This is a genomic window from Winslowiella arboricola, assembly GCF_025527015.1.
Taxonomy (GTDB): domain Bacteria; phylum Pseudomonadota; class Gammaproteobacteria; order Enterobacterales; family Enterobacteriaceae; genus Erwinia; species Erwinia arboricola.
The window spans coordinates 357217-369346 of sequence record NZ_JAODIM010000039.1 but is presented as its reverse complement, the minus strand read 5'-3'; the positions used below and the strand labels follow the sequence as shown (position 1 = coordinate 369346).

Annotated in this window: 7 protein-coding genes; all 7 read left to right on the top strand. The window is 55.6% G+C overall.

What is annotated here, in order from left to right; translation table 11 throughout:
• Window positions 1-119: 119 nt before the first annotated feature.
• Window positions 120-794 (top strand): cellulose biosynthesis protein BcsO, encoded by a 675-nt coding sequence (gene bcsO, locus N5923_RS09620; RefSeq protein ID WP_267143153.1) that lies wholly within the window; start codon window positions 120-122, stop codon window positions 792-794.
• Window positions 785-1582, top strand: a complete 798-nt coding sequence (gene bcsQ / locus N5923_RS09615) for a cellulose biosynthesis protein BcsQ (protein ID WP_267143152.1) — start codon at window positions 785-787, stop codon at window positions 1580-1582. Before bcsO ends, bcsQ begins: the two co-directional genes overlap by 10 nt.
• Before the next feature lie 92 nt (window positions 1583-1674).
• Window positions 1675-3783, top strand: a complete 2109-nt coding sequence (gene bcsA, locus N5923_RS09610) for a UDP-forming cellulose synthase catalytic subunit (RefSeq protein WP_267143151.1) — start codon at window positions 1675-1677, stop codon at window positions 3781-3783.
• Window positions 3780-6287 (top strand): cellulose biosynthesis cyclic di-GMP-binding regulatory protein BcsB, encoded by a 2508-nt coding sequence (bcsB, locus tag N5923_RS09605; RefSeq protein WP_267143150.1) that lies wholly within the window; start codon window positions 3780-3782, stop codon window positions 6285-6287. Before bcsA ends, bcsB begins: the two co-directional genes overlap by 4 nt.
• A 7-nt stretch (window positions 6288-6294) precedes the next feature.
• Window positions 6295-10239, top strand: coding sequence for a cellulose biosynthesis protein BcsC (locus tag N5923_RS09600; RefSeq protein ID WP_267143149.1), 3945 nt, complete (start codon window positions 6295-6297; stop codon window positions 10237-10239).
• Window positions 10240-10241: 2 nt separating this feature from the next.
• Window positions 10242-10700, top strand: a complete 459-nt coding sequence (bcsD, locus tag N5923_RS09595; RefSeq protein WP_267143148.1) for a cellulose biosynthesis protein BcsD — start codon at window positions 10242-10244, stop codon at window positions 10698-10700.
• Between the two features lie 11 nt (window positions 10701-10711).
• Window positions 10712-11713 carry a glycosyl hydrolase family 8 gene (locus N5923_RS09590; RefSeq protein WP_407704422.1) on the top strand — a complete coding sequence of 334 codons (1002 nt, stop codon included), beginning with the start codon at window positions 10712-10714 and terminating at the stop codon, window positions 11711-11713.
• Window positions 11714-12130: the final 417 nt, after the last annotated feature.

Here is a 12130-nt window from a genome sequence, read left to right as displayed (position 1 = left end):
CTGTAGATTAAAAATCATGATGGCGCAGGACCCTTAATATTAAGAATATTCTCACCTGGCGAAAAGTTGTGTGCTATATTTTGCGAAATTCACCCCCTAACGAATTCAGTTGAAATCATATGAAAAGTTATGATGATCTGCAGCGCTTCAAAGAAAAAACCCAAACAAATAATATCAAATTCAAGGACATGTCTGAGCAAACCCTTGAGTCTGATACGACAAATTGGGCGATTATCAAGCAATTACTCAATGACAATAACAGCAGCTCTGCGCTGGATCGTGGTCAGAGTATTGATGTGATTCAGCCGCAGCCGGTCGCTAAAGACCAGTTTTCAACTGATAAGTCGCCTCATCAGGTGGTGAAATCATTTGTGGCTGCGCCATCGGTGGGCAGCCAGGGCGGTACGCTGTTTGACAGCATTGCGGCAACGTTGAAGCCTGCGGCGGTCGCTGCCGAGCCACAACCCGAGGTCGCAGCGCCACAGACCCAGGCACCAGCAGCGACAGCGTTCCCGGCGTTGGGGGCGCTGGGATCCGATCTGTCGTCGATGGCTGCGCCTGAACCTGCGCCACAGGTAGCCGCACAGCCTGCGGCAGTACCACTGATACAGCAAGCTGGCGCCGCTTTTACCGCTGCGGTTTCTGCTGCGCCCGCAGCATCAGCGCCCGCTCAGGCTGAAAATGCACTACGCTACAAACAGCTGTTTAATGCGCGTCATACTGGCCCTGCTGTCAGCGTGACCAAAGAATCGTTGTTAAAACCTTTGCTAGAGAAAATTGCCTTATGCCGTTAGTTTGCGTGTGTTCCCCTAAAGGTGGCGTCGGTAAAACTACCATGGCGGCTAACCTTGCTTTTGCGCTGGCGCGTGGCGGCAGTAAGGTGCTGGTGGTGGATTTTGATGTGCAAAATGCCTTGCGTCTGCACTTTGGCGTGCCGCTGGCCGACGGCCGTGGTTTTGTCGCTAAGTCCGCAGAAAATTCCGACTGGAGTGCGTCAATTCTGACCACCGGCGGCAATATTTTTGTGATGCCGTATGGTGATGTCAGTGAAGATGAGCGTGTCGCCTTTGAAAATAATCTGGCGAACGACCCGCTTTTCCTGCGTCGCGGGCTGGATACGGTGCTTAACTATCCTGGCCTGGTGATTATTGCCGATTTCCCGCCAGGCCCAGGTCCGGCATTAAAAGCGATGAAAGCGCTGGCGGATCTTCATCTGGTGGTGATGCTGGCGGATACCGCTTCGCTGTCACTGCTGCCACAAATTGAGAATGAGCGACTTATTGGTAGCGCTCTCAATGACAAAGCCGGTCACTATTTTATTCTCAATCAGAGTGATGCGCGCCGTAATATCAGCCGTGATGTCACTGCTTTTATGCAGCAACGGCTGGGTGAGAAATTACTCGGTGTGGTGCACCGTGATGAGAGTGTGGCGGAAGCCAATGCCTCACAACGCTCTATTTTCGATTTTAGCCCGGTATCTGCTGCTGCCTTTGATATCGAGCTGGTCAGTAAACGTCTGGCCGGATTACTGGATATCAAAGTGGGCGATGGCACAGTTCACGCCACATTACGCTCGCTTTAACGCCAATAAGGCATGGACGCCGCGCCCCACTGTGGGTTCACAATAGCTCATTGCTGAGCAATAACGATTAATCCCTGTTCTCAGGATGCTTCATGAATAAAGCGCTGTTTTACCTGCTGCTGCTGGTGTTATTTCCAGTTGCCGCCGTGATTGTTATCACGCCAATGGACGGTCAAAAACAATATATTTTTGGCTTAATAAGCATTGCCATCCTGTTTTTACTCGGGCTGAGTAAAAGTAAGCAGGTCTCAATTGTGATGGTGATTCTTTCGGCATTAATGTCCACCCGCTATATTTACTGGCGTGCTACCGAAACACTGCACTTCAATTCTGAAGTTGAAGCGATCCTCGGGATTGGATTATTTATTGCCGAGCTGTATGTCTGGCTGATTTTGATCCTCGGATTCCTGCAAACCACCTGGCCATTAAAGCGGACCATTGAGCCGTTGCCGGATGATATTAGCCTGTGGCCAACGGTCGATATTTACGTGCCGTCGTATAATGAAAGCCTCGATGTGGTGCGCGATACCGTGCTGGCCGCCCAGTGTATCGACTATCCGCGCGATAAGCTGAAAATCTATCTGCTGGATGACGGCAAACGTAGTGAGTTTGCGGTATTCGCCGCCGATGTCGGCGTGGGATATATCACCCGCGAAGATAACTCCCATGCGAAAGCCGGTAACCTGAACCACGCCATGAAAATCACCAAAGGCGAGCTGATTTGCGTCTTTGACTGTGATCACGTGGCGACCCGTACTTTCCTGCAGGCTACCGTCGGGCCATTCCTGACCGATCCGAAACTGGCGCTGTTGCAGACACCACACTATTTCTACTCGCCGGATCCGTTTGAGCGTAACCTGCGCGCGGCGCGTAATATCCCGAATGAAGGGGCGCTGTTCTACGGTCCGGTGCAGCAGGGTAATGATAACTGGAACGCCACCTTCTTCTGCGGCTCCTGTGCGGTGATTCGCCGTTCAGCGCTGGAAGAGATTGGCGGCTTTGCGGTTGAAACCGTGACGGAAGATGCGCACACCGCCCTGAAGATGCAGCGTCTGGGTTGGGGTTCAGCGTTTCTGTCGATTCCACTGGCGGCGGGACTGGCTACCGAGCGTCTGGGTCTGCATATTGTGCAGCGTACCCGCTGGGCGCGCGGTATGACGCAGATTTTCCGTGTCGACAACCCGTTACTGGGTCGTGGCCTGAAGTGGCAGCAGCGTCTGTGTTATCTCAACGCCATGCTGCACTTCCAGTTTGGCCTGCCGCGTGTGGTGTTCCTGACCGCGCCGCTGGCGTATCTGCTGTTTAACCTGAATATTATTCACTCGTCAGCGTCGCTGATTTTTGCCTATGTATTGCCGCACCTGGTGATGTCACTGTACGTCAACTCCCGCATGAATGGCCGCTTCCGTTACACCTTCTGGGGTGAAATTTACGAAACGGTGATGGCATTCCATCTGGTGATCCCGACGCTGCTGACCATGATTTCACCTAAGCACGGCAAATTTAACGTCACCGATAAAGGCGGCCTGCTGGATGTCGGCTTCTTCGACTTTAATATTGTGCGCCCGCATGTGATCACCGCCGCCCTGTTATTTATTGGTGTGATGGCCGGTGTGATTCGCGCGGTGTTCCATGACTATTTCGGCGTCGATCCTTATGTTATCTCGCTGAACGTCGGCTGGGCGATATTCAGCCTGATCATCCTGATGGCGGCGATTGCCGTGGCGCGTGAAACCCGCCAGACGCGCAAAACCATCCGTATCGAAGTGCAGATTCCGGTGATTATTCACTATGCCAGCGGCATCTCCTCGCGCAGCACCACTGTCGACCTGTCGATGGGTGGCGCACAGATCAATGCACCGGATAATCGCCATGAGACCGATGAAATCGAAGAGATCGATGTGCTGCTGCACTCCGGCACCATCAGTATTCCGGTGAAAACCATCGGTTACAGTGATGGCGTGATCCGTATGCAGTTTGATGAAATGCCGTTATCACGCCGTCGTGAGTTAGTCCGCGTGGTGCTGGCGCGTGCTGATGCCTGGATTCAGCCAGAGCATAAGCCGGATAATCCTTTCCGCTCGCTGTTAACCATTATCCGCACCGTATTTGAGCTGTTCTGGCTCACCTGGCAGGATCGGCGCAATAAACGCCGGGCCAGAAAAGAAGCGGCTCAGGTGCAAGAGGATAACGCAGCATGAAGCAACTGTTTTTAAGGACAATGCTGGCCACGTTAATCAGCGGCAGCGTGACTCTGGGTGGCGCATTAGCGGCAGATCAGAGTGTGACTCAGGATAGCGCTGCGTTATCACAACTGCCTGCCCCGTCCGATGTCGGTGCTGCAGAGAACAGCCTGCGGTCCACCGCCGGCGCGACGCCTTATGCGCCAGAGAGCGCACCTGCGGATAACAGCCAGCCACAGGAACCGATTAGCGAAGAACCACCGGCAGAGATCGAAGGGGGTGAAAGCGTTGCGGCCGATGCTGCGCCAGGTCTGATGCAGCCGCCGGTAGCCAGCGATGCGCCGGTAATGGCGTTCCATCCGATTTCCAGCAGCGTTACGGTGGCGCAGATGGGCCAGCAGAACGGCGTAATGCTGAGCGGCGGCCAGCTGCAATCCGGCATTGTGTTTACCCTGCCAACCGATCAGGTGATTACCAATGCGCGCCTCGATCTTGCGCTGCGGGTTTCTCCGGCGCTGGCGGCACGTAATACGTCCATCCAGCTGATGCTGAATGGTCAGCCGTTGGGCACCCTGCCGCTGAACGCTTCAGATAGCGATACCGCCACCTATCAGCTGGATATTCCGGCGGCGATGGTGGTATCGAGCAACAACCTGAGTTTCAAAATTAACGATGCCGATCAGCTGCTGTGTGAGCGTGATAGTGCTGAACAGTATCAGGTGGTGATTCTGCCGCAGACCCGTCTGTCACTGGAAGGTCAGCAGCTGAATACTGGCACCAGCATGCGTAACTTCCCGCGGCCGTTTATCGATCCGCTACAGATGACTGGTGCCAACGTCACCATGGTGTTCCCGTCGACGGTCACGCCGGGGCAGATCACCGCCGCGGCAATGGTCTCTTCGTGGATGGGCATTCAGGCGGACTATCGCGGAGCCACTTTCCCGGTGCTGCGCAATCAGCTGCCGGAGAAAAACGGCATTGTGTATGGCCAGCCAGGCGAGAAAATTGGCAATCTGACGTTGCCGGTGGTTAACGGACCGACGCTGCAACTGGTGGATAACCCGGATAACCCAACCTATAAACTGATGCTGGTGATCGGTAAGGATGAAGATCAGCTGCGGCAGGCGGCGTATCGCTTAATTAAAGCGCCGCTGATGCAGGACGCCTCGACGCTGAATGTGACGGCGCAAACCATTCCGGTGCGTAAACCTTATGACGCGCCGCGCTGGATTAATACCGATCGACCCGTCCGTCTTGCGGAGCTGCTGCGTAAAGATCAGAGTCTGACCACTAACGGCATCTGGCATGATGCGCTGCGGGTTAACTTCCGCGCTGCGCCTGACCTGTTCCTGTGGGACGGTGACTCGATTCCGGTACAGCTAAACTACCGTTTCCCGGCCGAAGGCTGGATTGATGAAAACAACTCATCGCTTAACGTGACGCTGAACGGCACCTTCCTGCGTAATCTGACGGTCAATAAAGTCGGCCTGCTGGAAAATATCTGGCACCGTCTGGGCGGCGATGCGCGTCAGGAGAGCTATGCACTGAAACTGGAGCCGTATCTGATCTATGGCGACAACCAGCTGCAACTCTATTTCAATATTAAGCCGAAAGCCGATGCGCCATGTAGCGTGCTGCTGAACAACAATATTAAGAGCCGTATCGAAGATAACTCTTCGATCGATCTGAGCAACACCCGTCACTTTACCTTGTTGCCGAACCTCTCTTATTTTGTCGGTGCTTCCTTCCCGTTCTCACGGATGGCGGATTTCTCGCAAACCGTGCTGATGATGCCGGAGAAGCCGAGTGACGCCGAAATTAGCGCCCTGCTGGATATGGCCGGACGCGCTGGTAACGCTACTGGCGTCACGCTGGACCATAACAGCGTGATGTTTGGCATTCCTGCTGGCGGTTCTAGTCTTGAGCGTCTGAAGAACAGCGATGTGCTGGCGATCTCAACCATGGGACAAAGCGCGTTTAATCAGGCGATGCTGGTGAATTCACCGTATGACACCACCACGCATACTTTTGGCGTGAAGGCGCCGACCACCCTCGACAACCTGCGTAGCTGGCTGACCGGTGACTGGTATCGCAAGCCGCTGGATGCGGATCGCTACTTCTCCTCGAACGAATCCTGGCGTGGTTTTGTCAGCTATCGCTCGCCGTGGAGTGAGGATCATCTGGTAGTGATGACCATTGCCAGCAGCGATCAGCAGTTGCTGAGTTTGCATAATGACCTGAACTCCCCGCGTATTAACGCCGGTATCCGTGGCGATACAGCGATTATTACCGATGAGAACGGTATTCGCAGTTTCCGCGTCGGACCGCAGTTCCCGAGCGGTCAGATGCCGTGGTACATGATGATTGTGTGGTATGCCAACCAGCACTCGGTGCTGCTGGCGCTGTGCGCGTTGCTGCTTTCGATTATTGTCGGTGGCAGTGCTTACGTGATGCTGAAGCGCCATGCATGGAAGCGTCTGCATAAGCACAGCAAAGATGATTCCTCTGGCGAACAGAAGTGATAAGACAATGAAAATAAAAAATTTAACCGCCAGAGTTCGCCAGGCGCTGCTGCTGAGCAGCGCGATGGCTACCGCTGCTTTTGCCCCGGCGCTGCTTGCAGCAGAGAACAATCCGGCCATGCAGGCGCTGTTCGACCAGGCGACTTACTGGCATCAGAAGGCGCATGACGAGCTGGCCAGGGATGCGTTGCAGAAAATCCTGATGGTGGACGCCGGTAATGCTCAGGCGCTGTATCTGATGGCGCTCTATTCGCAGCAGAGCGGCGACAGCACCGGCGCCGCCCAGTGGCGCAACCGTCTTAGCCAGGTTTCGCCACAGGATCCTCGTCTGGCGGAGCTGGATAACGCTAAACAGCTGCAGTCGATTCCGCAGGCGCAGCTGTCGCTGGCGCGTCAGCAGGCGCGCAGCGGTAATGTTAACGCCGCGCTGCAAACCTGGCGCAACACCTTCTCCGGTAATGAGCCGCCGGCCAGCATCGCCGCAGAATACTATCTGACGATGGCAGGCGACCGTAACCTGCGACCACAGGCAATCGACAGCCTGCGCCAGTTTGCCGCCCGGCATCCGCAAGATGCCGGTGCACAGCTGGCGTTAGGTAAAGCGCTGACCTGGCAGGAATCGACACGTCGTGAAGGCTTGCAGGTATTGCAGGGGATGGCTGATGGCAATACTGACGCCGACCGTTCGATGCGTCAGGCGCTGTTGTGGCTTGGACCGCAGCCGCAGGATGCCGCGCTGTATCAGACCTGGCAACAGCGTCATCCGCAAGATAGCGCGGTGATGGAGTACTACCGCAAAAACGTCGGCGGTGCGGAGAAAGGCCGTGGCTTTACCGCTCTGAACAGCGGCGATGTTGCTGGCGCGCAAAGCTCCTTTGAGCAGGTATTACAGGCGAATCCACAGGATGCTGATGCGCTGGCCGGTTTAGGCTATGCCGCGCAGCGCAGCGGTAATTATACTGCCGCCGCTGATTATCTGGAGCGTTCGGCGAAGCTGGGTGGCGATAACAGTCAGCAGCGTCAGCAGCAGGCCAGCGATGCTCGTTTCTATTCGCAATTAGCTAACGCGCAGCAGGCGTTAAAAACCGGCGATACCACGCAGGCGTTAGCGCTGAGCGCACCGCTGGCGCAGGCCGAGGGTGAAAAAGGCGTGGCTGCCCGCTTGTTCCGTGCTGATGCACTGCGTCGCGCCAATCAGCTGGATGAAGCGGAGCAGACTTACCGCGCGGTATTGCAGGCGGATGCCGATAACCGCAGCGCCAAAGAGGGGCTGTTCTACGTCTTGCGTCAGCAAAACCGCACTGCTGAAGCCAATACTCTGCTCTCATCGTTACCGGCCTCGGTACGTGAGAGCGTCACGCCACGTCCGGTTGCTACCAGCGAACCGGTACGTCAGCAGGCAAAACAGGCACTGACTGCCGGTAATTCGCAGCAGGCGATTGCGATACTGCAACAGGGTTTGCAGCGCTTCCCGAATGACGGCTGGTTACGTCTCGATCTGGCGCGTATTTACCGTAGCCAGGGTGACAGTGCAGCCGCCGCCAATGTGATGCAGCCGGTATTCCGCAACGGCGCCAGCAGCAACGAGCTGTACGCCGGTGCGCTGAATGCCAGTGAAAGTGGCGCCTGGCAGCAGGCGAATACGCTGTTATCACGTATTCCGGCCCGCAGTCAGAATGCTGAAATGCGCACGCTGGCGCAGCGCGTGAACTTTAACTTACAGATGAGCACCGCCGAACAGTATCTGGCGCAAGGCTCGAATGCGGCAGCAGCCAACACGCTGAAAGCGCTGGCCGCCAGTCCTCCGGCTAATCCGGCGGATGCGGGCAAGCTGGCGCAAAATCTGGCGCAGGCCGGCGATCTCAGCAGCGCTGTGGCTGTGGTGCGCAACAATATGCAGCGTGGCGTGCAGGGCAATGCCGGTGATTATGCCGCGCAGGTGGCGGTGCTGAATCAGGCAGGCTTAACCGCTGAAGCGCAGAACTTCCTGAGCAATCCTTCATTGCAGGCGCGCAGTACGCCGACTCAGCTGGCCGGAATTCGTAATGGCTACGTGATTAATGAAGTCGACCGTCTGCGTGAGCAGAAACAGTATGCGCAGGCATACGACAAGCTGATTAGCGCGCTGCAAAGCGATCCGCAAAACAGCGATCTGATGTTTGCGATGGCGCGTTTATATCAGTCCGGCAAAATGAACAAAGAAGCGGGCGTGGTTTACGACTATCTGCTGACGCGTGACACGCCAACACAAGATGCGCGCGAAGGTTCGATTAACGTAGCGCTGGCGCTCAACGATGTGCCTAAAGCCCGCGCCCTGACGCAGGGACTGCGCGGCGAACAGACGCCGGAACGCCTGTTGCTGATGGCGCGCGTGTCAGAAGCGGAAGGCAATCATAACCAGGCGCTGGGTTATCTGCGTACCGCACGCGGCAAAATGATCGGTCTGCAAGGCGCGGAAACCGGCAGCACGCCATCGGTGGGCGGTCTGGCGCTGGCGGACAATCCATTTATCAACCGCAGTACGCCAGACTCACGCCGTCCGGCCTCCACCTACGGCGCGACGATGCCATGGCAGACGGCGCCGGACGCCACCAGTTATCGCGATATTGGCGGTCAGACGGCAGCCGTCAATGCACCAACCCTGCAGAGCCGTACGCTGAAGCAGATCAATACCATGATGGACGATCTGCAGGAGCGTACCGGCACCTGGGCGCAGGGCGGCGTGGAGATCCGTGGTCGTGATGGCGAATCGGGTCTCAGCAAGCTGACCGAAGCCAAAGCGCCGCTGACCTGGTCCAGCGTACCCTTTGGCGACTCGCGCTTTGAGTTTACTGTGACGCCAGTGTCGCTGAGTGCCGGTAGCGCTGATGGCCAGTCGAGCCGACGCTTCGGTACCGGTGCGCTGTCGCAGGCGGTTTCCGCCGCGGTGCAGACGCTGAAAAACGAAGAGATCACCAAAAGCGACGGCACCGACTATACCTTTGACGATCTCAATCCGCTGACCACCAAAGGTAAGGCGGCGTTAGCGAGCGTGCAGAATTCACTGGCCAGCGCCACTGACAAAGCTAACCTTGATGATGTGACGGTTGACTCCCCGGGTTCACAGAACGCCTCCGGCGTTGAGCTGAAGCTGGCGTTAAGTGGCGATCAGTACAAGATTGACCTCGGCAGTACGCCGCTGGGTCAGGATCTGAGTACGCTGGTGGGTGGCATTCAGTGGTCACCGAAGCTGACCGATTATCTGACGCTGATCCTGACCGGCGAACGCCGTCCGGTCACCGACAGTCTGCTCTCTTATGTCGGTGCGACAGACAAGCTGAGCGGCGAAAGCTGGGGGCGCGTCACCAAAAACGGTGGTAATGCCTTACTGAGCTATGATGATGGCGACGCCGGATTCTATGCCGGAGCCGGTGCTTACAGCTATCTCGGTGAGAATGTCACCAGCAACAAGAGCCTGGTGGCGAACGCTGGCGCCTATATTCGTCCCTTCCACTTTGAAGACCGCGAGCTGAAAACCGGTATCAGCATGAGCTGGATGGATTTCTCGAAAAACCTCAGCTACTACAGCTATGGTCAGGGTGGTTACTTCAGTCCGCAGGATTATGTCAGCGTCTCCTTCCCGGTGGAATATAGCCAGAAGTATGATGATATGAATGTACGTATTGGCGGTTCGGTGGGCTATCAATCCTACTCACAGGATCGCAGCGCCTACTTCCCGAATAATCCGGATTGGCAGAACCAGTTAGAAACGGCGGTAACCAACGGTTATGCGACGGAAGCTTACTATTCTGGCGGCAGCAAAAACGGTATCGGCTACAATCTGCATGCAGGCGCGGATTATAAGGTGAATAAAGATGTCACCGTCGGCGGCCAGTTGGGCTACGACACCTTTGGCGACTATAACGAAAGCACGGCGAAACTCTATTTCCGCTATATGCTGGGAGACAAATAAGCATGGAAAACGCATTACAGGCTCGCCCACACCCGTACCAGCCTGGCTGGTTCGATATGTTTAGTGTGATTATCGGCGGCATGCTGGATAACGCCGGTGAGCAGGAAAGCCATGCATTTTTGCAGCAGATGGGTGAGCAGCTGGCGCAGCGCTACCCGCTGGCGGAAGCACTGACGGTGCAGGATCTGGAAGTGCAGTTTAATCTGACGCTGGCGCGCTTTAACTGGGGCTTTGTCGATATTCAGCCCCATGAGCATGCGCTGGTGTTAACCCATATGGCATTACCAGCAGGTGATGACACGCTTGACCCGCATCAGTGGCGCGGCGTATTAGGCGCCGTGCTGACCGGGCTGTACGCGGCCTGGCTGCGTGCGCAGGGCGGCAGCGAGCAGGTGCCGCTGGTTTGTGATAGCCATAGCGAAAATGCCACGCTGGTGTTTCGTTATCAGAATAGTATTTAAGGGAGATTGATGTGAAGTCCAGCTGGCGCCAGTGGGTGTTGCTACTTGTCCTGTCATTAATCAGCGCCCAGAGTCTCGCCGCTGACGGATGGAGCAGCTACAAAAGCCGTTTCCTTGCTGCTGACGGGCGTATCCGCGATACCGCGAATAACAATGTCAGCCATACCGAAGGGCAGGGTTTTGCCATGTTGCTGGCGGTCGATAATAACGATCGTCAGACCTTTGACCGCCTGTGGCAATGGACGCGTACTCATCTGACTAATCCACAGAATGGGTTGTTTTACTGGCGCTATAATCCAGAAGCCAGCGATCCAGTGGTCGATAAAAACAATGCTTCCGATGGTGACGTGCTGATTGCCTGGGCGCTGCTGCGTGGCGGCGAGAAGTGGCAGGTGGCGGACTATTTGCAGCAGTCTGACAAGATTCAGCGTGCGATTGTGTCGCATGATGTGATCACCTTTGCCAACCGCACCCTGATGCTGCCGGGTGCGCAGGGCTTTAATAAAAACACCTATGTAATTATTAATCCTTCTTACTTCCTGTTTCCTGCCTGGCGTGACTTTGCGCGTCGCAGCCATTTACAGGTCTGGACGCAGCTGATTAATGATGGTTTTGCCCTGTTGGGTGAGATGAATTTCGGTGCTTCAGCGTTGCCGCTGGACTGGGTGGCGCTCAATGCCGATGGCAGTATGGCGCCGGCGATTGCGTGGCCATCACGCTTTAGCTATGACGCTATCCGCATTCCGCTCTATATCTGGTGGTATGACAAACAGAGCTTGCGGCTGGTGCCGTTCCAGCGTTTCTGGGCTAACTATTCGCGTCTGCAAACTCCGGCATGGATCAATGTCAGCAGCAATGAAGCGGCGCCATACAATATGGCCGGTGGCTTGCTGGCGGTGCGTGACCTGACGATGGGGGACTCTGCGCAACTCAGCGATACGCTGGATGCCAGTGAGGATTACTACTCCGCCAGTTTACGTCTGCTGGTATGGCTGGCGTGGCAGAACCGCTGATTTTAGCTTATCACGCAGCATAAACGAAAAAAGGCAGGGGTGGTTTATCCCCCTGCCTTTATCAAGTTCCTTCTTCTCTTATGAGCGTCCGGTCAGTTGCCTGATAGCAACGATTATCTGCAAGGTAACGCGTACAACCTGCAGCATTACCAGGAAAGTTAGCAGACAAATCACTTCGGCTTCTTCCTGTTACGGAAGAGCGCCACACGCCGCTTATGCCTGTGGATTTCCCCTCACGACGTGTATCCATGTTGATAGATACGAGTGGTACTCTCTTGGGTGGAGGCAGACCAGACAGCACCACCTGTTTCCGATCGGGAAAAACGTTAAGCAACTAAGTATCAGCCACTTACAAGAGGCCACTCTGCGTATCTGTCAGCCTGCGGATTATAAATCACTGGCTGAAAAATGATCAAT